Here is a 26,651-nt window from a genome sequence, read left to right on the forward strand (position 1 = left end):
CGCGCACCGCACCTCCTCGTCCCCCCACTTCCCCACCTATCCCTTCGGAGGAACCCGTGGCACAAGATGTGCTCACCGACCTGAACAAGGTCCGCAACATCGGCATCATGGCTCACATCGATGCTGGCAAGACGACGACCACCGAGCGCATCCTGTACTACACGGGCATCACCCACAAGATCGGTGAGGTCCACGACGGTGCGGCCACGATGGACTGGATGGCGCAAGAGCAAGAGCGCGGCATCACGATCACCTCGGCGGCGACGACCTGCTTCTGGAACAAGAACCAGATCAACATCATCGACACCCCGGGCCACGTCGACTTCACGGTCGAGGTCGAGCGTTCGCTCCGCGTGCTCGACGGTGCCGTCGCCGTCTTCGACGGAAAAGAGGGCGTCGAGCCCCAGTCCGAGACCGTCTGGCGTCAGGCCGACAAGTACGACGTCCCGCGCATCTGCTTCGTCAACAAGATGGACAAGCTCGGCGCCGACTTCTACTTCACGGTCGACACGATCATCAACCGCCTCGGCGCCAAGCCGCTGGTGATGCAGCTCCCGATCGGTGCCGAGAGCTCCTTCGAGGGTGTCGTCGACCTGGTCGAGATGCGCGCCCTCACGTGGCGCGGCGACGCCAAGGGTGACGTCGAGCTGGGTGCGAAGTACGAGATCGAAGAGATCCCCGAAGACCTCAAGGAGAAGGCGGCCGAGTACCGCGCCAAGCTCCTCGAGACCGTCGCCGAGTCCGACGACGTGCTGCTCGAGAAGTACTTCGGTGGCGAAGAGCTCACGATCGCCGAGATCAAGGGTGCCGTCCGCAAGATGACGGTCAACTCCGAGCTCTACCCGATCTTCTGTGGTTCGGCCTTCAAGAACCGCGGTGTGCAGCCCATGCTCGACGCGGTCATCGACTACCTGCCCTCGCCGCTCGACGTGCCTCCGATGGAGGGCCACGACGTCCGCGACGCCGAGAAGATCATCATCCGCAAGCCCGAGTCGACCGAGCCCTTCTCGGCTCTCGCCTTCAAGGTCGCGGTGCACCCCTTCTTCGGTCGTCTCACCTACGTCCGCGTGTACTCGGGCTCCATCGAGTCCGGCGCCCAGGTCATCAACTCGACCAAGGACAAGAAAGAGCGCATCGGCAAGATCTTCCAGATGCACTCCAACAAGGAGAACCCGGTCGACAGCGTGACCGCCGGTCACATCTACGCCGTCATCGGCCTCAAGTTCACCACCACCGGTGACACCCTGTGCGACCCCTCCGACCAGATCGTCCTCGAGTCGATGACGTTCCCCGAGCCCGTCATCGAGGTCGCGATCGAGCCGAAGACGAAGGCCGACCAAGAGAAGCTGTCGCTGGCCATCCAGAAGCTCGCCGAAGAAGACCCGACGTTCCGCGTCGAGCTCAACGCCGAGACGGGCCAGACGGTCATCAAGGGCATGGGCGAGCTCCACCTCGACATCCTGGTCGACCGCATGAAGCGCGAGTTCAACGTCGAGGCCAACGTCGGCAAGCCCCAGGTCGCGTACCGCGAGACCCTCAAGAAGGGCATCGAGCGCTACGACTACACCCACAAGAAGCAGACCGGTGGTTCGGGTCAGTTCGCCAAGGTGCAGATCGCTCTCGAGCCCTTCGAGGTCACGGCCGAGTCGACCTACGAGTTCGTCAACAAGGTCACCGGTGGCCGCATCCCCCGCGAGTACATCCCCTCGGTCGATGCCGGCATCCAGGACGCCATGCAGGTCGGCGTGCTCGCCGGCTACCCGACGGTGGGCGTCCGCGCGCTGCTGCTCGACGGTGCGGCGCACGACGTCGACTCGTCCGAGATGGCGTTCAAGATCGCTGGGTCGATCGCCTACAAAGAGGCGGCTCGCAAGGCCCAGCCCGTTCTCCTCGAACCGCTCATGGCGGTCGAGGTCCGTACGCCCGAGGAATACATGGGCGACGTCATCGGCGACCTCAGCTCGCGACGCGGGCAGATCTCGTCGATGGAAGACGCCAGTGGTGTGAAGGTCGTTCGGGCCAGCGTGCCGCTGTCGGAGATGTTCGGTTACGTCGGAGACCTGCGGTCGAAGACCTCGGGCCGGGCCGTCTACTCGATGACGTTCGAGTCGTACCAAGAGGTGCCCTCGGCCGTCGCCGAAGAGATCATCCAGAAGAACAAGGGCGAATAGTCCTGAACCGCGTGGTCGTCCGACGACCGCGTAACATGTACACACACCAATCCGCAGGGCGACCGGTAGGCCGGGTCATCGACCCGGCCCCCGGGCCGCACTGCAACCGAGTCCTGAGGAGGACCCACAGTGGCTAAGGCCAAGTTCGAGCGGACCAAGCCGCACGTCAACATCGGAACCATCGGTCACGTCGACCACGGCAAGACCACGCTCACCGCAGCGATCACCAAGGTCCTGCACGACAAGTACCCCACCCTCAACACGGCGTCGGCGTTCGACCAGATCGACAACTCGCCTGAAGAGAAGCAGCGCGGCATCACGATCAACATCTCGCACGTCGAGTACCAGACCGAGAAGCGCCACTACGCTCACGTCGACGCTCCCGGCCACGCCGACTACGTCAAGAACATGATCACCGGTGCCGCTCAGATGGACGGCGCGATCCTCGTCGTCGCCGCCACCGACGGTCCCATGCCCCAGACGCGTGAGCACGTCCTGCTCGCCCGCCAGGTCGGCGTGCCCTACATCGTCGTCGCCCTGAACAAGGCCGACATGGTCGATGACGAAGAGATCATGGAGCTCGTCGAGCTCGAGGTCCGCGAGCTCCTCTCGAGCCAGGAGTTCGACGGCGACAACGCCCCGATCGTCCAGGTCTCCGCTCTCAAGGCCCTCGAGGGTGACGAGAAGTGGGCCGAGACGGTCGCCGAGCTGATGAACGCCGTCGACGAGAACGTGCCCGAGCCCGTTCGCGCCACCGACCAGCCCTTCCTCATGCCCATCGAGGACGTCTTCACGATCACCGGTCGTGGCACCGTCGTCACCGGTCGTGTCGAGCGCGGTCAGCTCAACGTCAACGAAGAGGTCGAGATCGTCGGCATCCGCCCGACCGTCAAGACCACCGTCACCGGCATCGAGATGTTCCGCAAGCTGCTCGACTCGGCCCAGGCCGGCGACAACACCGGTCTCCTCCTCCGCGGCACCAAGCGCGAGGACGTCGAGCGCGGCCAGGTCGTCGTCAAGCCCGGTTCGGTCACGCCGCACACCGAGTTCGAGGCGAACGTCTACATCCTGTCGAAGGACGAGGGTGGGCGTCACAACCCGTTCTACGCGAACTACCGTCCGCAGTTCTACTTCCGCACCACCGACGTCACGGGTGTCATCACGCTGCCCGAGGGCACCGAGATGGTCATGCCCGGCGACACGACCGAGATCAGCGTCCAGCTGATCCAGCCGATCGCCATGGAAGCCGGTCTGCGCTTCGCCATCCGCGAGGGTGGTCGCACGGTCGGTGCCGGTACGGTCACCAAGATCAACAAGTAAGTCCTGTTCACGCAGAACTGCTGATCTGACGAGAGAGGTCAGGCCCTTCGGGGCCTGGCCTCTTTCGCGTCGGCAGGGCACGATGGTGGAGACGTCGGACGGTCCGACGCCGACGGGAGGACGTCATGGCAGGTTTCGACGACATCACGAAGAAGGCGCAGGCCTTCCTGAAGGACGGCAAGGTGCAGGACGCGCTCAAGAGCGAGAAGGCCGAGGGTGTCAGCGACAACATCCTCGACGCCGTCGCTGCCGCGGCCGACAAGGCCACCGGTGGCAAGCACACCGACAAGATCCACCAGGCGAAAGAACAGGCCGACAAGAAGCTCGGCAACCAGTAGGTCGTCCCCTGCGAAGCCCCCGTCTCCTCGGCGGGGGCTTCGCTGTACCCCGCCCAGGCCCCTCGGCGACGCGCGGTGTTCACTCGACCGATGCCGCGCCTCCGGAGGACCGATTCGAGCCGACCCGGGCTGACCCGGGTCCGGGCAGGACGGGGATTCTCGTACCGCACCGCTGACGGAACGGCCGTCGCCGACACCGAGCTGCGGGCCCGCATCGAGCACCTCGCCATCCCACCGGCCTGGACCGACGTCTGGATCTCCCCATACGAGAACGGCCACATCCAGGCCACGGGCGTCGACGCCGCCGGTCGGCGTCAGTACATCTACCACCCGACGTGGCGTGAGCAGAAGGACCGCATCAAGTTCGACCGGGCCCTCGCCCTCGCCGAGTCGCTGCCGACCGCCCGTCGCTTCGTGACGCACGACCTGCGCGTCCCGGGGGCCGGGCGCGAGCGGGTCCTGGCCGCCGCCTTCCGCATGCTCGACACCGGCTCCCTGCGCGTGGGGTCCGAGCGCTACGCGCAGGAACACGGCAGCCATGGGCTCTCGACGCTGCTCTGCGCGCACGCGACCGTCTCCGGCGACACGGTGTCGCTGGCCTTCCCCGGCAAGAGCGGCCAGGACTGGGACTCCGAGATCCGCGACGTCGACCTCGCGGCCGTCGTCCGCAGCCTGAAACGGCGCGGCGGGCGGGCCCGGCTGCTCGCCTGGAAGGCCGACGGTGGGGGAGCGGGGGAGGCGCGCTCGGCATGGCACCCGCTGCGAGCGACCGAGATCAACGACTACGTCAAGGAGAGGGCCGGCGACGAGTTCACCGCGAAGGACTTCCGTACCCTTCACGGAACCGTCGCCGCCGCCGTCAGCCTGGCCCGCTCCGGGCCGCAGGCCTCGGCCTCCCGCCAGTCGAGGTGCCTCGCCCAGGCGATGCGGGACGCCGCCGCCGTGCTCGGCAACACCCCGGCCATCGCGAAGTCCTCGTACGTCGATCCCCGCCTGGTCGATGCGTACCGGCACGGGGAGACCATCGACCCTGCCCGCCTGCACGCCGCCGAATCGGAGGTCCGGGCGCTGCTGTTCCGCTGAGTCCCGGGCGACGTCGTCGACCACGGTCTGCGGACGGTCCCCGTCGTGACGTAACCTAGAGGGTCGCGTCCCGTTCGGGGCGCCCGAGAGGAACAACTGCAGTGACTGACGAGTGCATCCACGGATTCGAGCGAGAGTTGTGCGACATCTGTGCTCCCCGCAAGCGCGAGGGCGTCGCCGACGGCATGCCCTCGACCGCCGCACGGTCGGTCACCACCCGCCGCCGCCCCTCCAACCGCAAGCCCGAGTCGTTGCGCAGCACCCCCGCACTCGCCCGTGACTCGGCCGCCGTCGCCGTGGCCGCTCAGACGGCCGCCACCCCCGTCCCCGAGTTCTCGACCCAGCGCGCCTACCACTGGACTCACGTGTCCAACCTGCCCGGCATCCTCGAGGCCGGCGCGCTGCAGGCCGGCGCGACCCCCGTGCTCGACGTCAGCTCCGAGGCGACCCGGGCCCTCCGCGCGTCCGTCATGACAGCGTCGGGTCAGCCCGTCGCCGCGCACGTGCCGTTCTCGCTGTCGCCCCACGCGACCGCCTGGGACGCCGTCCGTACCGGAGCCGAGGGCTACGAGTGGTCCGATGCCGCACGTGAGGCCCGCGCCATCGACTTCGTCATGCTCGTCGTTCCCGTCGCGTCGCTCGGCGACGACTTCGTGGTGACCGAGGGCGATGCGGCCGTCGAGGGCGTCCGCGCGGCCGCGGGCCTCGACGACGCGTCGTCGATGGTCCGTCGTTTCAGCCTGAAGGACCCCGACCTGCTCGGGCCGGAGGTGCTCGTCCCCGGTTCGGTGCCCTTCTCCTCGGTGACGCTCGTGGGCGTCCCGAACGACAAGGTCCGTGACGCCGTGAAGGACACGCTCGCCGAGCTGGGCGCCGACGCACCGCGCGTCGCCGTCTACCCGCCGTGGTTCCGCCCGGCTCCGGTCGTCGACGCGGTCTGAGATCCGCGACACGCCCGGGTTGCAGCAAATGCAGGCGTGTGGCAAAATCGTCTAGTTCAACATTTCGAGCCTGGCCTCTGCGCCGGGTGTCGGATCACTGCCAGGCAGTGCACAGACGTCAGGCGTCTGGGCCGCGGGTAGCAGGACGCATCTCACAACGAAACCACCGCCGTGACCTTCGGTCGCGGTGCGCCGGGGCGAAGCCCCGGGTGCAGGTGGCGGTGGCGAAGATGGCCCTCCCCGGGTCCTTCCTCGCGGGCACCGGCCGGTTTCGGCAGATGGATTGACACAAGAACAGCGGTACGCGAGAGACACGTAGTGCCAACAGATGTTCGCCCAGCGAACAGCGTCAGGCGGCCCCCGAGGTGCGCGACGTCCGAACGAGAGAGAGTCACACATGGCGGGACAGAAGATCCGCATCCGACTTAAGTCGTACGACCACGAGGTCATCGACACTTCCGCGCGCAAGATCGTCGACACGGTCACCCGCGCGGGCGCTACGGTCGTCGGCCCCGTGCCGCTCCCGACCGAGAAGAACGTGGTCGTCGTGATCCGTTCGCCCCACAAGTACAAGGACTCGCGCGAGCACTTCGAGAAGCGCACGCACAAGCGCCTCATCGACATCGTCGACCCGACGCCGAAGGCCGTCGACTCGCTCATGCGTCTCGACCTGCCTGCCGACGTCAACATCGAGATCAAGCTGTAGGGGGGGGCGACCATGACCATCAGCACCACCAAGAACGTCAAGGGCCTGCTCGGCAAGAAGCTCGGCATGACCCAGGTCTGGGACGAGAACAACAAGCTCGTCCCCGTCACCGTCGTCGAGATCGCCCCGAACGTCGTGACCCAGGTCCGCTCGCTCGAGAAGGACGGCTACACCGCCGTGCAGATCGCGGCCGGCCAGATCGACCCCCGCAAGTCGAACAAGCCCGCCACGGGCCACTTCGACGCCGCGGGCGTCACGCCCCGCCGCCACCTCACCGAGGTCCGCACCGCCGACGCCGCCGAGTACGCACTCGGCCAAGAGCTCACGGTCGACACCTTCGAAGCCGGCCAGAAGGTCGACGTCGTCGGAACGTCCAAGGGCAAGGGCTTCGCCGGTGTCATGAAGCGTCACAACTTCAAGGGCGTCAGCGCCTCGCACGGTGCGCACCGCAACCACCGCAAGCCCGGTTCGATCGGTGCCTCCTCGACCCCCAGCCGTGTCTTCAAGGGCATGCGCATGGCCGGTCGCATGGGTGGCGAGCGCGTCACCATCCTCAACCTCACGGTGCACGCCGTCGACGCCGAGAAGGGTCTGCTGCTCGTCAAGGGCGCCGTCCCCGGTGCTCGTGGCCGCATCGTTTTCGTCCGCACCGCCGTGAAGGGGAAGTAGCTCATGGCCACCACTACCGCATCGGCCGCTTCGGTCGACGTCGTCGACGCCAAGGGCCAGAAGACCAGCACGGTCGAGCTCCCGGTCGAGCTGTTCGACGTCGTCACGAACGTCCCGCTCATCCACCAGGTCGTCGTCGCCCAGCAGGCCGCCGCACGTCAGGGCACGCACAAGACCAAGCGTCGCGGCGAGGTCTCCGGCGCCGGCCGCAAGCCGTTCAAGCAGAAGGGCACCGGCCGCGCCCGTCAGGGTTCGATCCGTGCTCCTCAGATGACCGGCGGTGGCATCGTCCACGGTCCGCAGCCCCGCGACTACGCACAGCGCACCCCCAAGAAGATGATCGCCGCAGCCCTGCTCGGTGCGTTGTCCGACCGCGCTCGTGGCGCTCGCGTCCACGTCGTCGAGAGCTTCGTCGCCGACTCGATCTCGACCAAGGTCGCCCTCGAGCTGCTCGCGTCGATCGCCTCGAGCAAGCACGTCCTGATCGTCACCGACCGCGACGACACGCTGACCCTCAAGAGCGTCCGCAACGTGCCCACGGTCCACGTGATCACGTTCGACCAGCTGAACGCCTACGACGTCCTCGTCAGCGACGACATCGTCTTCACGAAGAGCGCCTTCGACGGCTTCGTCGCCTCGAAGACCAAGAAGGAGGCCACCGCATGAGCGGCTACGGAAAAGACCCCCGCGACGTCATCATCGCGCCCGTCGTCTCCGAGAAGAGCTACTCCCTGATCGACCAGGGCAAGTACACCTTCCTCGTGGACCCGCGTTCGAACAAGACCGAGATCAAGCTCGCCATCGAGAAGATCTTCGACGTCAAGGTCGACAGCATCAACACGCTCAACCGAACGGGCAAGACCCGTCGCACCCGCTTCGGCACCGGCAAGCGCAAGGACACCAAGCGCGCCATCGTCACGCTGAAGTCCGGTTCCATCGACATCTTCACGGCTGTCGGCTAGGGAGCAGAGGCATAAATCATGGCAATTCGTAACTACAAGCCCACGACCCCGGGTCGCCGCGGTTCGTCGGTCGCCGACTTCGCGGAGATCACGCGATCGACGCCCGAGAAGTCGCTGCTGCGCCCGCTCTCGAAGTCCGGTGGCCGTAACAACGCCGGCCGCATCACGACCCGTCACATCGGTGGTGGCCACAAGCGCCAGTACCGCGTGATCGACTTCCGTCGCAACGACAAGGACGGCGTCAACGCCAAGGTCGCTCACATCGAGTACGACCCCAACCGCACGGCTCGCATCGCGCTCCTGCACTTCGTGGACGGCACCAAGCGGTACATCATCGCGCCGAACAAGCTGAAGCAGGGCGACGTCGTCGAGTCGGGCCCCGCTGCCGACATCAAGCCCGGCAACAACCTGCCGCTCAAGAACATCCCCGTCGGTACCGTCATCCACGCCATCGAGCTCAAGCCCGGTGGAGGCGCGAAGATGGCCCGCTCGGCCGGCGCTTCGGTGCGTCTCGTCGCCAAGGACGGCCCCTACGCGCAGCTCCGTCTGCCGTCGGGCGAGGTCCGCAACGTCGACGCCCGCTGCCGCGCCACGATCGGCGAGGTCGGCAACGCCGAGCAGTCGAACATCAACTGGGGCAAGGCCGGCCGCATGCGCTGGAAGGGCGTCCGCCCGACCGTGCGTGGTGTCGCCATGAACCCCGTCGACCACCCTCACGGTGGTGGTGAGGGCAAGACCTCCGGTGGACGCCACCCGGTCAGCCCGTGGGGCCAGAAAGAGGGCCGCACGCGTCACCCCAACAAAGAGAGCGACAAGCTCATCGTCCGTCGTCGTAACGCTGGCAAGAAGCGTAAGTAGGAGTTGTAGAAGATGCCACGCAGTCTTAAGAAGGGCCCCTTCGTTGACGACCACCTGCTTCGCAAGGTCGTCTCGCAGAACGAGGCCAGCACCAAGAACGTCATCAAGACCTGGTCGCGCCGTTCGATGATCGTCCCCAACATGCTTGGGCACACCATCGCCGTGCACGACGGACGCAAGCACATCCCCGTGTTCGTGACCGAGAGCATGATCGGCCACAAGCTCGGTGAGTTCGCGCCCACCCGCACCTTCCGTGGTCACGTGAAGGACGACAAGAAGGGTCGTCGCCGCTAACGCGGCGACGTGAAGGAGGAGAGAAATGGTGGAGTCGATCGCACGCGTGCGTCACATCCGCGTCACCCCCATGAAGGCCCGCCGTGTCGTCAACCTGATCCGCGGCAAGCAGGCAGCCGAAGCTCTGGCGATCCTGAAGTTCGCGCCTCAGGGTGCCAGCGAGCCCGTCTACAAGCTCGTCGCGTCGGCCATGGCCAACGCTCGGGTCAAGGCGGATGCCTCGAACAGCTACCTCGACGAGCAGGACCTGTACATCAGTCGTGCATTCGTCGACCAGGGCGCCACCCTCAAGCGGTTCCAGCCGCGTGCACAGGGCCGCGCCTTCAAGATCCTGAAGCGCACCAGCCACATCACGATCGTCCTTTCGACGCCTGATGAGGTCGAGGCTGCCGACGCTACGAAGAAGGCGAGCAAGTAATGGGCCAGAAAGTCAACCCGTACGGCTTCCGTCTGGGCATCACCACCGACCACGTGTCGCGGTGGTTCACCGACAGCACCAAGCCGGGACAGCGTTACAGCGACTACGTCGCCGAGGACGTCAAGATCCGCACCCTGCTCAAGACCTCGCTCGACCGCGCCGGCGTGGCCAAGATCGAGATCGAGCGCACCCGTGACCGCGTCCGCGTCGACATCCACACCGCCCGTCCGGGCATCGTGATCGGTCGTCGTGGCGCCGAGGCCGAGCGCATCCGCGGCGACCTCGAGAAGCTCACGAGCAAGCAGATCCAGCTCAACATCCTCGAGGTCAAGAACCCCGAGGCCGAGGCTCAGCTCGTCGCCCAGGGCATCGCCGAGCAGCTCGCTGCTCGCGTGGCGTTCCGTCGTGCGATGCGCAAGGGGCTCCAGGGCGCTCAGCGTGCCGGCGCCAAGGGTGTCCGCATCCAGGTGTCGGGCCGTCTCGGCGGCGCCGAGATGAGCCGCTCGGAGTTCTACCGCGAGGGTCGCGTCCCCCTGCACACCCTCCGCGCCAACATCGACTACGGCTTCTACGAGGCCAAGACCACCTTCGGTCGCATCGGTGTCAAGGTCTGGATCTACAAGGGCGACATCACCAACAAGGAGCTCGCGCGCGAGCAGGCGAACCAGAAGTCGTCTCGCCCCGAGCGCCGCAACGACCGTGACGGCGCCCGCCGCGGCGGGGGCGACCGCGCTCCCCGCGAGCAGAAGGCACCCGCCACCACAGGAGCTGAGGCGTAACCATGCTTATCCCCCGTCGTGTCAAGCACCGCAAGCAGCACCACCCGGGCCGTAGTGGCCAGGCCACTGGTGGCACCAAGGTCAGCTTCGGTGAGTACGGCATCCAGGCCCTCACGCCCGCTTACGTGACCAACCGTCAGATCGAGTCCGCTCGTATCGCGATGACGCGTCACATCAAGCGTGGCGGAAAGGTGTGGATCAACATCTACCCCGACCGTCCCCTCACGAAGAAGCCCGCCGAGACCCGCATGGGTTCCGGTAAGGGCTCGCCCGAGTGGTGGGTCGCGAACGTCAAGCCGGGTCGCGTGCTCTTCGAGCTCAGCGGCGTGAGCGAGGAGATCGCCAAAGAGGCGCTCACTCGCGCAATCCACAAGCTGCCCCTCAAGGCACGCATCATCAAGCGCGAGGAGGGCGACGCATAATGGCGATCGGTTCCAAGGAGCTCCGTCCTGTCGAGCTCGACACATTCGAAGACGAGCGTCTCGTCGATGAGCTGAAGAAGGCGAAGGAAGAACTCTTCAACCTCCGCTTCCAGTCGGCCACCGGCCAGCTCGAGAGCCACGGCCGCCTGCGTGCCGTGAAGCGAGACATCGCTCGCATCTACACGGTCCTGCGTGAGCGCGAGCTCGGCATCCGTGCCACCCCCGCCCCCGTCGAGGCTGCCCCCAAGGCCGCCAAGAAGTCGACCAAGAAGGCTGACAAGCCGGCCGAGTCGGCTGACGAGACCGCCGAGGAGAGCAAGTAATGGCCACCGAGAACAAGACCGAGGTCGACTCGGCTGCCGTCGAGGTCCGCGGCTACCGCAAGACGCGTCGCGGCTACGTGACCAGCGACAAGATGGACAAGACCATCGTCGTCGAGGTCGAGGACCGCGTGAAGCACCCCCTGTACGGCAAGGTCATTCGCCGCACGTCCAAGGTCAAGGTCCATGACGAGGCCAACGCGGCCGGTGTCGGCGACCTCGTCGTGATCAGCGAGACCCGTCCGCTCAGCGCCTCCAAGCGCTGGCGCCTGGTCGAGATCCTCGAGAAGGCGAAGTAGGCCTCGCGGCCTGCTTGCGTAGAAGGAGACACAAGTGATTCAGCAAGAATCCCGCCTCAAGATCGCCGACAACACCGGGGCAAAAGAGATCCTCACCATCCGCGTCCTCGGTGGCTCCGGCCGTCGTTACGCCGGCCTGGGTGACGTGATCGTCGCCACGGTGAAGGACGCCATCCCCGGCGGCAACGTGAAGAAGGGTGACGTCGTCAAGGCCGTCATCGTTCGCACCAAGAAAGAGGTCCGTCGTCCGGACGGCTCTTACATCAAGTTCGACGAGAACGCCGCAGTGATCCTGAAGGCCGACGGAGACCCCCGCGGAACCCGCATCTTCGGACCGGTCGGTCGCGAACTCCGCGACAAGAAGTTCATGAAGATCATCTCGCTGGCGCCGGAGGTTATCTAAGTCATGGCAAACATCAAGAAGGGTGACCTCGTGCAGGTCATCACCGGTGCCTCGCAGGCCCGCGGCGGAGACCGCGGCAAGCAGGGAAAGGTCCTCGAGGTGCTCGTCGAGCGCAACCGCGTGGTCGTCGAAGGCGTCAACTTCGTGACCAAGCACGTGCGCGTCGGCCAGACCCAGCGTGGTTCCAAGACCGGTGGCATCGAGACGCACGAGGCTCCCATCCACGTGTCGAACGTCGCCGTCGTCGACCCCAAGACCAAGAAGCCCACCCGCGTCGGCTTCCGCGAAGAGACGGTCACCAAGGACGGCGTGTCCAAGACCGTTCGCGTCCGTTACGCCAAGAAGTCTGGTGAGAACCTCTGATGACCGACACCACCACGCAGGCCGCCACGGCCCTCCCGCGGCTGAAGGCCAAGTACCGCGCCGAGATCATCGAGCAGCTGAAGTCCGACTTCGGCTTCACGAACGTGCACCAGGTGCCCGGACTCGTGAAGATCGTCGTCAACACCGGTGTCGGTGAGGCCGCTCGCGACAGCAAGATCATCGACGGTGCCATCAAGGACCTGACGGCCATCACCGGCCAGAAGCCCCAGGTCACCAAGGCTCGCAAGTCCATCGCGCAGTTCAAGCTCCGCGAGGGCCAGCCCATCGGTGCGCACGTCACGCTTCGTGGCGACCGTGCCTGGGAGTTCCTCGACCGACTGCTGTCGCTCGCGCTTCCTCGCATCCGCGACTTCCGTGGTCTGAGCGACCGTCAGTTCGACGGCAACGGCAACTACACCTTCGGTCTCAACGAGCAGAGCATGTTCCACGAGATCGATCAGGACCGCATCGACCGCGTCCGTGGCTTCGACATCACCGTCGTCACGACCGCCAAGAACGACGACGAGGGTCGCGCGCTGCTCAAGGCGCTCGGGTTCCCGTTCCGTTCGGCCGACTCGGCCAACTAAGATCGTCCGGTCGGCAACTCTTCCTCAGAGTTGCCGGCCGTTCCCCTGAGGTCGACGAGAACCGCTCGTCGACCAATCGATCGCCCAGGTCGGCATCCGGTGTACCGGATGTCGAAACCGGACGAGAAAGTGACAAACCGCATGACGATGACAGATCCGGTCGCAGACCTGCTGACCAGACTGCGCAACGCGAACTCGGCTTTCCACGAGACCGTGTCGCTCCCGAGCAGCAAGCTCAAGTCCCACATCGCCGAGATCCTCAAGCGTGAGGGTTTCATCGAGTCGTGGAAGGTCGAAGACGCCCGCGTGGGCCAGACCCTCACGATCGACCTCAAGTACGGCCCCGCCCGTGAGCGCTCCATCAAGGGCATCAAGCGCGTGTCGAAGCCCGGCCTCCGCGTCTACGCCAAGTCGACCGAGATCCCCCAGGTGCTCGGTGGCCTCGGTGTCGCCATCCTGTCGACTTCCTCCGGTCTGCTGACCGACCGTGAGGCCCAGAAGAAGGGCGTAGGCGGAGAAGTCCTCGCCTACGTGTGGTAACTCGTCATGTCTCGAATCGGAAGACTCCCCATCTCGATCCCTGCCGGGGTCGACGTGAAGATCGACGGCCAGGCCGTCAGCGTCAAGGGCCCCAAGGGTGAGCTGTCGCTCGTCGTCAAGAGCCCCATCGAAGCCAAGATCGAAGAAGGCACGGTCGTCGTGACCCGTCCGGACGACGAGCGCGAGTCGCGTTCGCTCCACGGCCTCACGCGCACCCTGATCGCCAACCAGATCATCGGCGTCACCGAGGGCTACACCAAGGGCCTCGAGGTCGTCGGAACCGGCTACCGCGTCCAGGCCAAGGGCTCGAACGTCGAGTTCGCCCTGGGCTACTCGCACCCCATCACCGTCGAGCCGCCCGCGGGCATCAGCTTCACGGTCGAGGGCAACAACAAGCTCACCGTCGTCGGGATCGACAAGCAGGCCGTCGGCGAGATGGCTGCCAACATCCGCAAGCTGCGCAAGCCCGAGCCCTACAAGGGCAAGGGTGTCCGCTACGCCGGCGAGGTCGTCCGCCGCAAGGCCGGAAAGTCAGGTAAGTAATCATGGGTCTCGGTACACGAGGAAAAAGCAAGTCGGCTGCCACCAAGCGCCGTCACACCCGCCTGCGCAAGAAGGTCGTGGGCACCGAAGAGCGCCCCCGTCTCGTCGTCACCCGTTCGGCCCGGCACGTCTTCGTGCAGGTCGTCGACGACAGCAAGGGCTTCACCGTCGCCAGCGCATCGACCCTCGAGGCCGACCTGCGCACGTTCGACGGTGACAAGACCGCGAAGTCCCGCAAGGTCGGCGAGCTCGTCGCCGAGCGTGCGAAGGCTGCGGGCATCGAGGCCGTCGTGTTCGATCGCGGCGGCAACAAGTACGCCGGACGCGTCGCGGCCATCGCCGAAGGCGCCCGAGAGGCTGGTTTGAACCTGTGAGCGACGCTACGAACACCACTCCCCCCGCAGAGACCGAAGCGACCAAGGCGCCGGCTGAGGCCGTCGTCGAGCGTCCCGTCGAGACCGCTGCCGGCTCGGAGTCGAACAATCGCGAGGGTGGTCGCACCGACCGCCGTGGCGGCCAGGGTCGCGGTGACCGCAACCAGGGCGGCCGCGGACGCGGCGACCGTGACGACAAGAGCCAGTTCCTGGAGCGCGTCGTCACGATCAACCGCGTGTCGAAGGTCGTGAAGGGCGGTCGTCGCTTCAGCTTCACCGCGCTCGTCGTCGTCGGTGACGGCAACGGCCTGGTCGGTGTCGGCTACGGCAAGGCCCGCGAGGTCCCCACGGCCATCAGCAAGGGCGTCGAAGAGGCCAAGAAGAACTTCTTCCGCGTCCCGCGCATCGGCAACACGATCCCGCACCCCGTGCAGGGTGAGGCCGCTGCCGGCGTCGTCATGCTGCGTCCGGCTTCGGCCGGTACCGGTGTCATCGCCGGTGGTCCCGTCCGCGCCGTGCTCGAGTGCGCCGGCGTGCACGACGTCCTGAGCAAGTCGCTCGGTTCGTCGAACACGATCAACATCGTCCACGCCACGGTCGAGGCGCTGCAGCAGCTCGAAGAGCCGCGCGCCGTCGCCGCCCGTCGTGGACTCGACATCGACGCTGTCATGCCGGCCTTCATGGTCCGTGCCGAGCAGGCAGCTCGTACCGCCGCAACCGAGAAGGCAGGTGCCTGATGGCCGCCAACCTCAAGGTGACCCAGATCAAGTCCGTAATCAGCGAGAAGCAGAACCAGCGTGACACGCTGCGGAGCCTGGGCCTCAAGCGCATCGGCCAGTCGGTCGTTCGCGAGGACACCAAGCAGAACCGCGGCTACGTCAACACGGTCGCCCACCTCGTGAAGGTCGAGGAGATTGACTAATGGCTGACGAGAAGAACGAGGCCGCCGCCAAGGCCGCCCCGAAGAAGGCCGCCGCCCCCAAGGCGACGACCACCAAGGCTGCAGCTCCCAAGGCCGCAGCCAAGAAGCCGGCAGCCGACAAGGCCGCTGCTTCGACGGGCTCGACCACCAAGGTCGCTCCCGCCTCGACGACGTCCTCCGACGACGTCGCGCGTCCCCAGGTGCTCAAGGTGCACCACCTTCGTCCGGCTCCCGGTGCCAAGAAGGCTAAGACGCGCGTCGGTCGTGGTGAGGGCTCGAAGGGTAAGACGGCCGGTCGTGGCACCAAGGGTCAGAAGGCCCGGTACCAGGTCAAGGTCGGCTTCGAGGGTGGCCAGATGCCGCTCCACATGCGTACTCCGAAGCTGCGCGGGTTCAAGAACCCGTTCCGCGTCGAGTACCAGGTGGTCAACCTCGAGAAGCTGAACGAGCTCTACCCGCAGGGTGGTGACGTCACCGTCGGTGACCTCGTCGCCAAGGGTGCCGTTCGGAAGAACGAGAAGGTCAAGGTCCTCGGACAGGGCGATCTGAGCGTTAAGCTCACCGTCGCGGTCGACAAGGTCTCCGGCTCTGCCGAAGACAAGATCGTCGCCGCCGGCGGGTCCGTCAGCAAGTAAAAATCACCTGAGGGGGTGGTCCGCCAGGGCCACCCCCATCAGTCGTCTATCCTTCATACCGGGAGGCCCCACGTGTTCAGAGCTGTCGCGCGCATCATGCGCACCCCCGACCTGCGTCGCAAGATCGGGTTCACGCTCGGCATCATCGCGCTCTTCCGGCTGGGTAGCTTCATCCCCGCACCGTTCGTCGACTACCAGAACGTCCAGGCGTGCCTCGCCGGCAACCAGGGCACGTCGGGTCTCTACGAGCTCGTCAACCTGTTCAGCGGTGGCGCCCTGCTGCAGCTGTCGGTCTTCGCGCTGGGCATCATGCCCTACATCACCTCGTCGATCATCGTGCAGTTGCTGCGCGTGGTCATCCCTCACTTCGACACCCTCTACAAAGAGGGCCAGTCCGGGCAGGCGAAGCTCACGCAGTACACGCGGTACCTCACCATCGCCCTGGGCGTCCTCCAGTCCACGACCCTCATCACCGTGGCCCGCTCCGGCGCCCTGTTCGGCTCGTCGGGCATCGCCGAGTGCAGCCAGCTGATCACGAACGACGCGTGGTACGCCGTCATGCTCATGGTCGTCACGATGACTGCCGGTACCGGCCTCATCATGTGGATGGGCGAGCTCATCACCGAGCGCGGCATCGGCAACGGCATGTCGCTGTTGATCTTCACCTCGATCGCTGCCCGATTCCCCACCGCCCTCTGGAGCATCGCGCAGTCGCGCAGCTTCGAGATCTTCTTGCTCGTCATCGCCGTCGGTCTGATCATCATGGCGCTCGTCGTCTTCGTCGAGCAGTCCCAGCGGCGCATCCCCGTCCAGTACGCCAAACGCATGGTCGGGCGGCGAACCTACGGCGGGAACAACACGTACATCCCGATCAAGGTCAACATGGCGGGAGTCGTCCCGGTCATCTTCGCGTCGTCGCTGCTCTACCTGCCGGCCCTGGTCGCGCAGTTCAACCAGCCCTCCGACGGCACGGCTCCGCCCGCGTGGGTCAGCTGGGTGCAGGCGAACCTCACCTCGGGTGACAACCCGCTCTACATGGTGCTGTACTTCGCGCTCATCGTCGGGTTCACGTACTTCTACGTCGCGATCACCTTCAACCCCGAAGAGGTCGCCGACAACATGAAGAAGTACGGCGGGTTCATCCCCGGCATCCGTGCCGGTCGCCCCACCGCCGAGTACCTCGACTACGTGCTGACGCGTGTGACGCTGCCTGGTGCCCTGTACCTCGGCATCATCGCGCTCATCCCGTTGATCGCGTTGGCCACGGTCGGTGCGAACCAGAACTTCCCCTTCGGCGGTGCCAGCATCCTGATCATCGTGGGCGTCGGTCTCGAGACGGTCAAGCAGATCGACTCGCAGCTCCAGCAGCGTCACTACGAGGGTCTGCTCCGATGAGTGCCGCTGAGACCCGACTCAGCCCGCGCCTCCTCATCGTCGGCCCTCCCGGGGCCGGCAAAGGCACCCAAGCGGTGGCCATCGCCGACTCACTGGGCATCCCGGCGATCTCGACCGGTGACATCTTCCGGGCCAACGTCAAGAACGAGACCGAGCTCGGCCTCAAGGTGAAGGCGATCCTCGACGCGGGCGACTACGTCCCGGACAGCCTCACCAACGAGCTCATCTCCGACCGGCTCTCCCAGGCCGACGCGGCCGAGGGGTTCCTCCTGGACGGCTACCCGCGCACCCTGCAGCAGGTCGAGTTCCTCGACGACCACCTCGGCGAGCAGGGTCAGTCCCTGACGACCGTGGTCCAGCTCGTCGCCGACCGTGACGAGATCGTCGAGCGCCTCCGCAAGCGTGCCCTCGATCAGGGCCGTTCCGACGACACCGAGGACGCCATCCGCCACCGCCAGGACGTCTACCTCCGCGAGACGGCGCCCCTGATCGAGACGTACCGAGAGCGTGGCCTGCTGGTCGAGGTCGACGGTCTGGGCAGCATCGACGAGGTCGCCGGGCGCATCGAATCGGCCCTCGCCGCCCGCGGCTTCACGTCCGTCGCTTCGGCCTCCTGACGTCGTGGCGTTCCGCCGCTCCGGCATCTACAAGACCGCCGACGAACTGCGACGTCTGGTCGGGCCGGGACTCCTGACGGCAGCATCGCTCGATGCCGTCCAGGCCGCCGTGCGATCCGGCGTGTCGACCATCGAGCTCGACGCCGTGGCCGAGGCCGCCATCCGCGACGGTGGGGGAGAACCCAACTTCATGTTGGTGCCCGGGTACCGCCACACGGTGTGCGCGTCGGTCGGCGACGAGGTCGTGCACGGCATCCCGGGCTCTCGCGTCCTGGCCCCGGGCGACCTCGTCTCGGTCGACAGCGGCGCGCAACTCGACGGGTGGAACGGCGACAGCGCACGCACGTTCGTCCTGGACGACGTCGACCGCCCCGACATCGTGGCCGAGCGCCGCCGCCTGAACGAGGTCACCGAGCAATCCCTCTGGCACGGCATCGCCGCCCTGGCCTCGGCTTCGCACCTGAACGAGGTCGGTGGGGCCATCGAGGACTACATCGACGCGCAGGGCGACTACGGCATCATCGAGGACTACACCGGGCACGGCATCGGGCGGTCGATGCACGAAGACCCCCCGGTCTTCAACTACCGCGTCCGCGGACGTGGCCCCGCCGTCAGGCCCGGGTTGGTCATCGCCATCGAGCCCATGGTGACTACGGGCGGCATCGACACCGTCACCCACGACGACGGGTGGACCGTCAGCACGCGCGACGGCTCACTGGCCGCGCACTGGGAGCACTCGATCGCGGTCCACGAGGGCGGCATCTGGGTGCTCACGGCGCACGACGGCGGAGCCGCGGGGCTGGCACCGCTGGGAGTGACACCCGTCCCGATCGCCTGATCCGCGCCTCCTCGGCTCACGCCGGAGACGCCGTGGAGGCGCGCTGCGGCTCAGCGGGACGAGCCGACGCTGCAGGTGGCCTCGGCCGCCGACTGCCCCGTGATCGTCGACGGCAACGTGGTCGTCGGCGCGGTCGTCGTGGAGGGGTCGACCGGGCCCGTGGAGTCGGTAGCCGGATCGGACGGCGACGGCGCATCGCTCGGCACGGCGGGAGCCGTGGTCTCGGCGGGGGCGGTCCCGTCCGAGACGGAGCCACGCCCCGCGCTGTCGTCGCCGAGGGTGAACTTCTCGTCGGCATTGAGTGCGGCGTTCAGGGCTGCGGCGTCGGTCGTGGACTCGATCACCCGGTTCGAGTCGCGCGGGTCGTCGACGACCGGGTACTGCACGAAGACGATCCCCGCGGGCTGGATGTCCTTCAGTGCGAGGGCCAGGCGCACGAGCGTGTCGGGGGAGTCGAGGGTGGACGACAACGTCATGTTGCTCAGGGCGGCCGAGGCGAGTTTGTAGAGCGTCGTCACGTCGCCGAGTGTGCCGCCCGAGATGATCTTGCGCATCATCGACGACAGGAAGACCTGTTGCGAGCTGATGCGCGCGATGTCGCTGCCGTCGCCGACGCCGTGTCGGGTCCGCAGGAAGGCGAGGGCCTCGGCACCCTGCAGGGTGTGGGTGCCCGCAGTCAGGTCGATGCCCGAGTCGGTGTCGCGGATCGTCCGCGTGACGCAGACGTCGACCCCACCGATGGCGTTCGACATCTCGATGACGCCGTCGAACGTGATCTTGCCGGCGTAGGGGATCGCCAGTCCGGTCATGCCCTCGACCGTCTTGACGGTGCACGAGAGCCCACCGCGTCCGAGGGTCGTGTTGAACTGGACGTGGTCCTCGGCCGGGTACAACTGGCCGTCGTCGCCGACGCATTCGGGTACGTCGATCATGAGGTCACGGGGAAAGCTCACGGCCGTCAGCTGGGTGTGGTCCGCCGAGAGGTGGGCCAGGATCGTCACGTCGTTGCGGATGCCGTCGACCTCGCCGGCGTCGACCTGGCTGCCGTCGTCGCGTTCGTCGCTGCCCACCAGCAGGATGTTGGCTCCGCCCTCGATCGCCGAGATGTCGACCCCGGCGACCTCGTCCTCGTTGCCCAGCGAGACGGTCTTCACCCCGGAGGTCGCGGTGCGGACCGCGATCGCCGTGACGGACACGCCGCTCACGAGCACGACGGCCATCGCCCCGGCGACGAGCGCCAGCAGCATGCGGACGGGTCCTCGGCGACGGAGTCGACCGTGGCGAGCGACGCCCCGAGGGGAAGAGGGGGTGGTCGAGCGGTCAGGCATGGTGCTCCCGGCAGTCGTGATGCATCCCCGGCGAGGCCACGGCTGTGGCGGGCAGCGGAGGTCGACGGGTGCTCCGGCGTGTCGGGTTGACCAGCCGGGTTGCTGAACTATACCGGCATCACCTAGGATCGATCTTTGGTGTTCCATGTGCGTTTCTGCGCGCCTGGGCATCGCATCCCCGCACGACCAACACCCCTATTCTTAGCGACAGTGAGGCTATGGCCAAAAAAGACGGTGTCATCGAAATCGAAGGCGCAGTGATCGAAGCTCTGCCCAACGCGATGTTCCGCGTTGAGTTGACCAACGGACACAGGGTCCTCGCGCACATCTCCGGCAAGATGCGGCAGCACTACATCCGCATCCTGCCCGAAGACCGTGTGATCGTGGAGCTCAGCCCCTACGACCTGACCCGCGGCCGGATCGTCTACCGCTACAAGTAGGGCGTGCTGGAAAGGAACGGCCCCACGCACCCGTGGGGCACGAAGCCAGCGAGATCAAGGAATCAGCAATGAAGGTCAACCCCAGCGTCAAGCCCATCTGCGAGCACTGCAAGGTCATCCGCCGCAAGGGCAACGTCATGGTCATCTGCAAGAGCAACCCGCGCCACAAACAGCGCCAGGGCTGACTCGTCCGCCGCTCCGGCGGCGTGCCGATGCCGACCCGGCCGAGCCGGGTCACACAGCAACACCCTCCCAGCAGCACCAGAACTCGTCACGGACGCCCGACAGGGTGGACGGAGGCGGGGGACACCCCGGGTCGGAGGCCCGGGCACCGGTGCTGTGACAGACCTCCACCATCTCTGAAAAGAGGCCATCATGGCACGTCTAGCAGGCGTTGACATCCCGCGCGACAAGCGCGTCGAAGTCGCACTGACCTACATCTACGGAGTCGGCCGCACCAGCGCGCTCAAGACTCTCGCCGAGACCGAGATCGACGGCAACATCCGCGTCAAGGACCTCACGGACGACCAGCTCGTCCTGCTCCGCGACTACATCGAGGGCAACTACAAGGTCGAGGGCGACCTCCGCCGCGAGGTGGCCGCCGACATCCGCCGCAAGGTCGAGATCGGCAGCTACGAGGGCATCCGCCACCGCCGCGGCCTCCCCGTCCGCGGCCAGCGCACCAAGACGAACGCTCGTACCCGCAAGGGTCCGAAGCGCACCGTCGCCGGCAAGAAGAAGGCTCGATAGGCCTCGGCTCCCGCCGTACGCCCCTCAAGGTTGTAGGAGAAAAAATTGGCAGCACCGAAGACGGCCGCGCGTAAGCCCCGCCGCAAAGAGAAGAAGAACGTCGCCGTGGGTCAGGCCCACATCAAGAGCACGTTCAACAACACGATCGTCTCGATCACCGACCCCTCGGGCGCCGTCCTGAGCTGGGCCTCGTCCGGCGCCGTCGGCTTCAAGGGTTCGCGCAAGTCGACCCCCTTCGCCGCGCAGCTCGCCGCCGAGTCCGCCGCCCGTCAGGCGCAGGAGCACGGCGTCAAGAAGGTCGACGTCTTCGTCAAGGGCCCGGGTTCGGGTCGCGAGACGGCGATCCGTTCGCTCCAGGCCGCAGGCCTCGAGGTCGGTTCGATCAACGACGTCACCCCTCAGGCGCACAACGGCTGCCGCCCGCCGAAGCGTCGTCGCGTCTAACTGAGTTACCGCCCGCCACACCGGCACGGGCCCCACTTCGGGGTCCGCCGGTGCGGCGGGCTCCCCCGCGTCAGCACCGCCTCCCGCGTGTTCGCCCGAGGTGCCACAACTCAACAGACCCGACGGGCCAGCCACCTGTCGTACCGCCAAGAGTCATATAGCGGACTCTTCGCCGAAAGGAATAAACAGTGCTCATTGCACAGCGCCCCACCCTCACCGAGGAGAACATCTCGGAGTTCCGCTCCCGCTTCGTGATCGAGCCCCTCGAGCCCGGCTTCGGTTACACCCTCGGCAACTCGCTGCGCCGCACGCTTCTCTCGTCGATCCCCGGCGCTGCTGTCACCAGCATCCGCATCGACGGCGTGCTGCACGAGTTCACGACCGTCCCCGGTGTGAAGGAAGACGTCACCGAGGTCATCCTCAACATCAAGCAGCTGGTCGTCGCCAGCGAGCACGACGAGCCCATCACGGCTTACCTGCGCAAGCAGGGTGCCGGCCAGGTCACGGCCGCCGACATCTCGGCTCCGGCCGGTGTCGAGATCCACAACCCCGAGCTCGTCATCGCCACGCTGAACGACAAGGCGAAGTTCGAACTCGAGCTCACGATCGAGCGTGGCCGCGGCTACGTGTCGGCCGTGCAGAACCGCAGCGAGTTCAGCGAAGCCGGTCAGATCCCGATCGACTCGATCTACTCGCCCGTGCTCAAGGTCACCTACCGCGTCGAGGCGACTCGTGCCGGTGAGCGCACCGACTTCGACCGTCTGGTCGTCGACGTCGAGTCGAAGCCGTCGATCTCGCCGCGTGACGCCATCGCGTCGGCCGGTCGCACGCTGACCGAGCTGTTCGGTCTGGCCCGCGAACTCAACACCGCCGCCGAGGGCATCGAGATCGGCCCCGCGCCGGTCGACGCCGTCCTGTCGAGCGAGCTGCAGACCCCGATCGAGGACCTCGACCTGTCGGTCCGCAGCTACAACTGCCTGAAGCGCGAGGGCATCAACACGGTGTCCGAGCTGGTCGCCCTCTCCGAGACCCAGTTGATGAACATCCGCAACTTCGGTCAGAAGTCGGTCGACGAGGTGAAGGACAAGCTCGTCGAGCTCGGCCTCTCGCTGAAGGACACGGTCCCCGGGTTCGACGGAGCCCACTTCTACAGCGGTTACGACGAAGAAGAGACCACCAACTAGGTCTCTCCGCCCGACGCCCTCCACTCTCGACTCACTTAGGAACAGACAATGCCCAAGCCCACCAAGGGACCCCGCCTCGGAGGCGGCCCGGCGCACGAGCGCCTCATGCTGGCCAACCTGGCCGCTTCGCTCTTCGAGCACAAGACGATCAAGACGACCGAGACGAAGGCCAAGCGCCTGCGTCCCGTCGCCGAGCGCCTCGTGACCTTCGCGAAGCGTGGCGACCTGCACTCGCGTCGTCGCGCCATGCAGACCCTGCGCAACAACAAAGAGGCCGCACACATCCTCTTCACCGAGATCGCTCCGCTGGTCGAGAACCGTGACGGCGGCTACACCCGCATCACGAAGCTCGGCTTCCGCAAGGGTGACAACGCGTCGATGGTGTCCATCGAGCTCGTCCTCGAGCCCGTGAGCCCCAAGGTCAAGAACTCGAAGACCACCGCCGCGGCGGCTCCGGTCGCCGAGCCCGTCGCCGAGGAGCCCACCGAGGCTCCCGTCGACGAGACCGAGACCGTCGAGGAGTCGGCTCCCGTCGAGACCGAGACCGAGACGGCTGCCGCCGACGAGGTCGAGGCCGACGCCGCTGCGAAGTCGGACGACGAAGCAGCCAAGTAGTCCCACCAGCACCACCCGGAGGGCCCGTCACCGTGAGGTGACGGGCCCTCCGTCGTGCAGGGAGCAGGAGGCGGTCCGCACAAGAGAGGACTGGCCCCCCGGGCGGGGGTCGTTTACCTTGGCGATTGTTCTGCGACACCTGTGGTGCACCTGTGCCGCCTACGGTGACCGGAGCCCGACCCGATCACGAAGGACGTCATGTCGCCACGCCCACGCCCACGCCCCCGGCCACTCAAGGCCCTCGCCCTCACGACGGGCATGGCCCTCGCACTCGGGCTCGCCCCTCTCGTGACCGCCGCGCCCGCCCTCGCCGCGCCCGACGGTTCGTCGGTGGTCATCAACGAGGCCTACCTCAAGGGAGGCAGCGCCAACGCTCCCTTCAACCGCAAGTTCGTCGAGCTGTACAACCCCACGGCGGCGTCGGTGTCGCTGGCCGGCTGGTCCCTGCAGTACCGCTCGGCGACGGGCGCCGGGGAGTTCTCCGCCGCTGAAATCGCCGGCACCATCGCGGCCGGTGGCTACTTCCTCGTGGCGATCCCGGGCAACGGCACCACGGGCGCCGACCTGCCCGCCCCCGACGCGAGTGCCTCGCTCAACCCGAGCGGCACGACGGGAACGGTCCTGCTGTCGAACGGCGCCGTTCCGTTGACGCTCGCACCCGGTTCGATCCCCGCCGGGACGCCGGGCGTGGTCGACCTGCTCGGCTACGGCGCCTCGAACACCTTCGAGACGACCGTCGCTCCCGTGACCGGAACGAACCCGACGCCCAACTCGTTGGCCCGCACCGCTGGTGCGGACACCGACGTCAACGCGGCCGACTTCTCGACGCAGACCACCGTCACCCCGCAGAACTCCGGCGGCACGGGCACCGATCCCGGCCCCGAGCCCGAGCCGCAGCCCGAACCGACCCCCGAGGCCGACGTGACGATCGCGCAGGTCCAGGGCCTGACCGGCACGAGTCCGTTCGTCGGTCGCACGGTGACCACGCGGGGCGTCGTCACGGCGACCTACCCCACGGGCGGCCTGGACGGTTACGTCATCCAGACCCCGGGGTCAGGAGGCGCGCTCGACCTGGCGACGCACCTCGCGTCGGACGCACTGTTCGTGTACTCCGCGAGCACCGCCTCCTCGGTCGCCGTCGGCGACTACGTCGAGGTGGACGGGACGGTCACCGAGTTCTTCGGCCTGACGCAGATCACCGTCACCGGTGCGTCGTCGCTCAGGACGCTCGACGCCTCGAGCGTGGTGGCGCCGCGGGCGGCGACCGTCGGCCTACCCGCCACGGACGCCCAGCGCGAGACGCTCGAGAGCATGCTCGTGCTGCCTCAGGGCGAGTTCACCGTTGCGGACACCTACACGACGAACCAGTACGGCGAGGTCAAGCTCGCCTCGGGTGACCGGCCGCTGATCCAGCCCACCGAGGTCGCCCGACCGGGTTCGCCCGGCTACGCGGCGGTGGTCGCCGACAACGCGGCCCGTGCCGTGACCCTCGACGACGGTGCCACGACGAACTTCTTCACGGCCGCCAACCAGTCGATCCCGGTGCCCTACCTCTCGAACGAGAACCCGGTGACGGTGGGCGCTTCCGTGGCTTTCACGAAGCCGGTCGTGTTCGACTTCCGCAACTCGGCCTGGAAGTACCAGCCGACTGCCCGTCTCACCGGAGACACCGCCTACGGCGACCTGCCGGTCACGTTCGAGGACATCCGCACCGACGCCCCGCGTGAGGTGGGAGGCGACCTGAAGCTCGCCAGCTTCAACGTGCTGAACTACTTCACGACGACGGGTGACTCGATCCCCGGGTGCACCTTCTACGACGACCGGGCGGGGAACCCGCTCACCGTGAACAGCGGCTGCGACGCCCGCGGTGCCGCGAACGCCGAGAACCTCGCCCGCCAGCAGGTGAAGATCGTCACCGCGATCAACGCCCTCGGCGCCGACGTCGTGTCGCTCGAGGAGATCGAGAACTCGGCCCGCTTCGGCGAGCCCCGCGACTCCGCGCTCGCGACCCTGGTCGGGGCGCTCAACGCCGCGGCCGGTGCCGAGGTCTGGGACTATGCGCGCTCACCGGAGGCGCTGCCCGCCAACGAGGACGTCATCCGTCTCGCCTTCATCTACAAGAAGGCCGTCGTCGAGCCCGTCGGAGGGTCGACGATCCTGACGGGTTCCGCCGCCTTCAGCAATGCTCGGCAGCCGCTCGCCCAGGCCTTCCGTCCCGTCGGCGGTGACGCCGAGTCGACCTTCGTCGCCATCGCCAACCACTTCAAGTCGAAGGGCAGCGGCTCGGGCGCGGACGCCGACCAGGGTGACGGCCAGGGCGGTTCGAACGGCTCGCGCGTCAACCAGGCGAACGCCCTGGTCGCCTTCGCCGCCGAACGCGAGGCCGCTGCGGGAACCGACAAGGTGTTCCTGCTGGGCGACTTCAACGCCTACAGCCAGGAGGACCCGATCCAGGTGCTGCGGGCCGCGGGCTACGTCGACCTCGGCTCCACCGAGACCGACGAGTACAGCTACGTGTTCAGCGGCCTCAGCGGTTCGCTCGACCACGTGCTCGCCTCGCCCGCCGCGGCCGAGGCCGTCACGGGCGTGGACATCTGGAACATCAACTCGGGGGAGGGCATCGGCCTCGAGTACAGCCGCTTCAACTACAACGTGCGGCAGCTCTACCAGGCCGACCAGTTCCGTTCGAGCGACCACGACCCGGTCGTCGTCGGGGTGTCGCTGCTCGCCGCTCCCGTCGACCCCGTTCCGCCGGTGACCGACCCGGGCACGACGCCCGGTGCGGGCGCCGACCCCGCCGGCCCCGGTGCGACGGTCCCTGGTGCGACGGCCCCCGGCACGACCGTGCCGACGGCCGGCGGTCCCCTGGCCTACACGGGCACCGAGTCGGTGGCGGGCTGGATCGCACTCGCTCTCGTGCTCATGGCCCTGGGCGGAGCGGTCCTCGGGGGTCGACACCGAGCCTCCCGCAGGGCGTAGTCGCCCACGCGACGGTGACGGTGGCGGTCGTGGCACGGGAGACCGTGTCGCGGCCGCCGTCGTCCGCCATGTACGTTCTCCTGGCGGGGCTGCGGAACGCAGCATGTGATATTC

At 67.1% G+C, this 26,651-nt stretch carries 36 protein-coding genes; 35 read left to right on the plus strand and 1 reads right to left on the minus strand.

Features of this window, described 5'->3' with window-relative positions; genetic code table 11:
• Positions 1-56: 56 nt before the first annotated feature.
• The 28 genes from fusA to map all read left to right on the plus strand — a co-directional run bounded on the left by fusA (position 57) and on the right by map (position 18,797).
• Positions 57-2,171 (plus strand): elongation factor G, encoded by a 2,115-nt coding sequence (fusA, locus tag ASE87_RS11125; RefSeq protein WP_043593376.1) that lies wholly within the window; start codon positions 57-59, stop codon positions 2,169-2,171.
• Positions 2,172-2,300: 129 nt separating this feature from the next.
• Positions 2,301-3,491 (plus strand): elongation factor Tu, encoded by a 1,191-nt coding sequence (gene tuf / locus ASE87_RS11130; RefSeq protein ID WP_043593375.1) that lies wholly within the window; start codon positions 2,301-2,303, stop codon positions 3,489-3,491.
• 125 nt (positions 3,492-3,616) lie between these two features.
• Positions 3,617-3,829, plus strand: a complete 213-nt coding sequence (locus ASE87_RS11135) for an Rv0909 family putative TA system antitoxin (RefSeq protein ID WP_043593373.1) — start codon at positions 3,617-3,619, stop codon at positions 3,827-3,829.
• 90 nt (positions 3,830-3,919) lie between these two features.
• Positions 3,920-4,912 (plus strand): DNA topoisomerase IB, encoded by a 993-nt coding sequence (locus tag ASE87_RS11140; RefSeq protein ID WP_056228530.1) that lies wholly within the window; start codon positions 3,920-3,922, stop codon positions 4,910-4,912.
• 101 nt (positions 4,913-5,013) lie between these two features.
• Positions 5,014-5,853 carry a DarT ssDNA thymidine ADP-ribosyltransferase family protein gene (locus tag ASE87_RS11145; RefSeq protein ID WP_056228532.1) on the plus strand — a complete coding sequence of 280 codons (840 nt, stop codon included), beginning with the start codon at positions 5,014-5,016 and terminating at the stop codon, positions 5,851-5,853.
• 397 nt (positions 5,854-6,250) lie between these two features.
• Positions 6,251-6,559, plus strand: a complete 309-nt coding sequence (gene rpsJ, locus ASE87_RS11150; RefSeq protein ID WP_043593369.1) for a 30S ribosomal protein S10 — start codon at positions 6,251-6,253, stop codon at positions 6,557-6,559.
• Between the two features lie 18 nt (positions 6,560-6,577).
• Positions 6,578-7,228: a 50S ribosomal protein L3 gene (gene rplC, locus ASE87_RS11155; RefSeq protein ID WP_167599061.1), complete on the plus strand. Its 651-nt coding sequence runs from the start codon at positions 6,578-6,580 to the stop codon at positions 7,226-7,228.
• 3 nt (positions 7,229-7,231) lie between these two features.
• Positions 7,232-7,894 carry a 50S ribosomal protein L4 gene (gene rplD / locus ASE87_RS11160; RefSeq protein WP_043593365.1) on the plus strand — a complete coding sequence of 221 codons (663 nt, stop codon included), beginning with the start codon at positions 7,232-7,234 and terminating at the stop codon, positions 7,892-7,894.
• Positions 7,891-8,190, plus strand: coding sequence for a 50S ribosomal protein L23 (gene rplW, locus ASE87_RS11165; protein ID WP_043593363.1), 300 nt, complete (start codon positions 7,891-7,893; stop codon positions 8,188-8,190). The genes rplD and rplW overlap by 4 nt, the downstream gene beginning before the upstream one ends.
• 18 nt (positions 8,191-8,208) lie before the next feature.
• Positions 8,209-9,048 (plus strand): 50S ribosomal protein L2, encoded by an 840-nt coding sequence (gene rplB / locus ASE87_RS11170; RefSeq protein ID WP_043593362.1) that lies wholly within the window; start codon positions 8,209-8,211, stop codon positions 9,046-9,048.
• A 12-nt stretch (positions 9,049-9,060) separates the two neighbouring features.
• On the plus strand, positions 9,061-9,342 hold the full coding sequence (gene rpsS, locus ASE87_RS11175) for a 30S ribosomal protein S19 (protein WP_043593360.1): 282 nt from the start codon (positions 9,061-9,063) through the stop codon (positions 9,340-9,342).
• Between the two features lie 25 nt (positions 9,343-9,367).
• The gene (rplV, locus tag ASE87_RS11180; RefSeq protein WP_043593358.1) at positions 9,368-9,760 is read left to right on the plus strand and encodes a 50S ribosomal protein L22; all 393 of its coding nucleotides are present in this window, start codon (positions 9,368-9,370) and stop codon (positions 9,758-9,760) included.
• Positions 9,760-10,539, plus strand: coding sequence for a 30S ribosomal protein S3 (gene rpsC, locus ASE87_RS11185; protein ID WP_043593357.1), 780 nt, complete (start codon positions 9,760-9,762; stop codon positions 10,537-10,539). The genes rplV and rpsC overlap by 1 nt, the downstream gene beginning before the upstream one ends.
• 2 nt (positions 10,540-10,541) lie before the next feature.
• Entirely contained in the window at positions 10,542-10,961 is a 420-nt protein-coding gene (gene rplP / locus ASE87_RS11190) for a 50S ribosomal protein L16 (RefSeq protein ID WP_043593355.1), read from the plus strand.
• Positions 10,961-11,284, plus strand: coding sequence for a 50S ribosomal protein L29 (gene rpmC / locus ASE87_RS11195; RefSeq protein ID WP_043593353.1), 324 nt, complete (start codon positions 10,961-10,963; stop codon positions 11,282-11,284). Before rplP ends, rpmC begins: the two co-directional genes overlap by 1 nt.
• Positions 11,284-11,580: a 30S ribosomal protein S17 gene (gene rpsQ / locus ASE87_RS11200; RefSeq protein WP_043593352.1), complete on the plus strand. Its 297-nt coding sequence runs from the start codon at positions 11,284-11,286 to the stop codon at positions 11,578-11,580. Before rpmC ends, rpsQ begins: the two co-directional genes overlap by 1 nt.
• Before the next feature lie 34 nt (positions 11,581-11,614).
• Complete coding sequence (gene rplN / locus ASE87_RS11205) at positions 11,615-11,983, plus strand: 50S ribosomal protein L14 (RefSeq protein WP_043593350.1); 369 nt, start codon at positions 11,615-11,617, stop codon at positions 11,981-11,983.
• A 3-nt stretch (positions 11,984-11,986) separates the two neighbouring features.
• A complete protein-coding gene (gene rplX, locus ASE87_RS11210) occupies positions 11,987-12,346 on the plus strand; it encodes a 50S ribosomal protein L24 (protein ID WP_043593348.1) in 360 nt (119 codons plus the stop codon).
• Positions 12,346-12,933 (plus strand): 50S ribosomal protein L5, encoded by a 588-nt coding sequence (rplE, locus tag ASE87_RS11215; protein ID WP_043593346.1) that lies wholly within the window; start codon positions 12,346-12,348, stop codon positions 12,931-12,933. Before rplX ends, rplE begins: the two co-directional genes overlap by 1 nt.
• A gap of 141 nt (positions 12,934-13,074) precedes the next feature.
• Complete coding sequence (gene rpsH, locus ASE87_RS11220; protein WP_043593344.1) at positions 13,075-13,473, plus strand: 30S ribosomal protein S8; 399 nt, start codon at positions 13,075-13,077, stop codon at positions 13,471-13,473.
• Positions 13,474-13,479: 6 nt separating this feature from the next.
• Positions 13,480-14,016 (plus strand): 50S ribosomal protein L6, encoded by a 537-nt coding sequence (gene rplF, locus ASE87_RS11225; protein ID WP_043593343.1) that lies wholly within the window; start codon positions 13,480-13,482, stop codon positions 14,014-14,016.
• Between the two features lie 2 nt (positions 14,017-14,018).
• Positions 14,019-14,390: a 50S ribosomal protein L18 gene (gene rplR, locus ASE87_RS11230; RefSeq protein WP_043593341.1), complete on the plus strand. Its 372-nt coding sequence runs from the start codon at positions 14,019-14,021 to the stop codon at positions 14,388-14,390.
• Entirely contained in the window at positions 14,387-15,127 is a 741-nt protein-coding gene (gene rpsE / locus ASE87_RS11235) for a 30S ribosomal protein S5 (RefSeq protein ID WP_043593339.1), read from the plus strand. Before rplR ends, rpsE begins: the two co-directional genes overlap by 4 nt.
• Positions 15,127-15,312 (plus strand): 50S ribosomal protein L30, encoded by a 186-nt coding sequence (gene rpmD / locus ASE87_RS11240; protein ID WP_043593338.1) that lies wholly within the window; start codon positions 15,127-15,129, stop codon positions 15,310-15,312. The genes rpsE and rpmD overlap by 1 nt, the downstream gene beginning before the upstream one ends.
• Complete coding sequence (gene rplO / locus ASE87_RS11245; RefSeq protein WP_082059801.1) at positions 15,312-15,947, plus strand: 50S ribosomal protein L15; 636 nt, start codon at positions 15,312-15,314, stop codon at positions 15,945-15,947. The genes rpmD and rplO overlap by 1 nt, the downstream gene beginning before the upstream one ends.
• A 72-nt stretch (positions 15,948-16,019) precedes the next feature.
• Complete coding sequence (gene secY, locus ASE87_RS11250) at positions 16,020-17,342, plus strand: preprotein translocase subunit SecY (protein ID WP_043593336.1); 1,323 nt, start codon at positions 16,020-16,022, stop codon at positions 17,340-17,342.
• The gene (locus tag ASE87_RS11255; protein ID WP_056228534.1) at positions 17,339-17,959 is read left to right on the plus strand and encodes an adenylate kinase; all 621 of its coding nucleotides are present in this window, start codon (positions 17,339-17,341) and stop codon (positions 17,957-17,959) included. The genes secY and ASE87_RS11255 overlap by 4 nt, the downstream gene beginning before the upstream one ends.
• 4 nt (positions 17,960-17,963) lie before the next feature.
• A complete protein-coding gene (map, locus tag ASE87_RS11260; protein ID WP_056228537.1) occupies positions 17,964-18,797 on the plus strand; it encodes a type I methionyl aminopeptidase in 834 nt (277 codons plus the stop codon).
• Between the two features lie 50 nt (positions 18,798-18,847).
• On the opposite strand, the gene ASE87_RS11265 is transcribed toward map, so the two are convergent.
• Positions 18,848-20,044, minus strand: coding sequence for an LCP family protein (locus tag ASE87_RS11265; RefSeq protein WP_056228539.1), 1,197 nt, complete (start codon positions 20,042-20,044; stop codon positions 18,848-18,850).
• Positions 20,045-20,343: 299 nt separating this feature from the next.
• On the opposite strand from ASE87_RS11265, the gene infA reads away from it, so the two are divergent.
• The 7 genes from infA to ASE87_RS11300 all read left to right on the plus strand — a co-directional run bounded on the left by infA (position 20,344) and on the right by ASE87_RS11300 (position 26,537).
• Positions 20,344-20,565: a translation initiation factor IF-1 gene (gene infA / locus ASE87_RS11270; protein WP_043593329.1), complete on the plus strand. Its 222-nt coding sequence runs from the start codon at positions 20,344-20,346 to the stop codon at positions 20,563-20,565.
• 68 nt (positions 20,566-20,633) lie between these two features.
• Positions 20,634-20,750 (plus strand): 50S ribosomal protein L36, encoded by a 117-nt coding sequence (rpmJ, locus tag ASE87_RS11275; protein ID WP_043593327.1) that lies wholly within the window; start codon positions 20,634-20,636, stop codon positions 20,748-20,750.
• A 190-nt stretch (positions 20,751-20,940) separates the two neighbouring features.
• Positions 20,941-21,315, plus strand: a complete 375-nt coding sequence (gene rpsM, locus ASE87_RS11280) for a 30S ribosomal protein S13 (protein ID WP_043593325.1) — start codon at positions 20,941-20,943, stop codon at positions 21,313-21,315.
• 45 nt (positions 21,316-21,360) lie between these two features.
• Positions 21,361-21,759: a 30S ribosomal protein S11 gene (gene rpsK / locus ASE87_RS11285; RefSeq protein WP_043593323.1), complete on the plus strand. Its 399-nt coding sequence runs from the start codon at positions 21,361-21,363 to the stop codon at positions 21,757-21,759.
• A 188-nt stretch (positions 21,760-21,947) separates the two neighbouring features.
• Positions 21,948-22,943: a DNA-directed RNA polymerase subunit alpha gene (locus ASE87_RS11290; RefSeq protein ID WP_043593322.1), complete on the plus strand. Its 996-nt coding sequence runs from the start codon at positions 21,948-21,950 to the stop codon at positions 22,941-22,943.
• Positions 22,944-22,991: 48 nt separating this feature from the next.
• The gene (gene rplQ / locus ASE87_RS11295) at positions 22,992-23,558 is read left to right on the plus strand and encodes a 50S ribosomal protein L17 (RefSeq protein ID WP_043593320.1); all 567 of its coding nucleotides are present in this window, start codon (positions 22,992-22,994) and stop codon (positions 23,556-23,558) included.
• Positions 23,559-23,816: 258 nt separating this feature from the next.
• Complete coding sequence (locus tag ASE87_RS11300) at positions 23,817-26,537, plus strand: ExeM/NucH family extracellular endonuclease (RefSeq protein ID WP_056228541.1); 2,721 nt, start codon at positions 23,817-23,819, stop codon at positions 26,535-26,537.
• Positions 26,538-26,651: the final 114 nt, after the last annotated feature.

Origin of the sequence: Frigoribacterium sp. Leaf44 (assembly GCF_001421865.1) — a bacterium.
Lineage (GTDB): Bacteria > Actinomycetota > Actinomycetes > Actinomycetales > Microbacteriaceae > Frigoribacterium.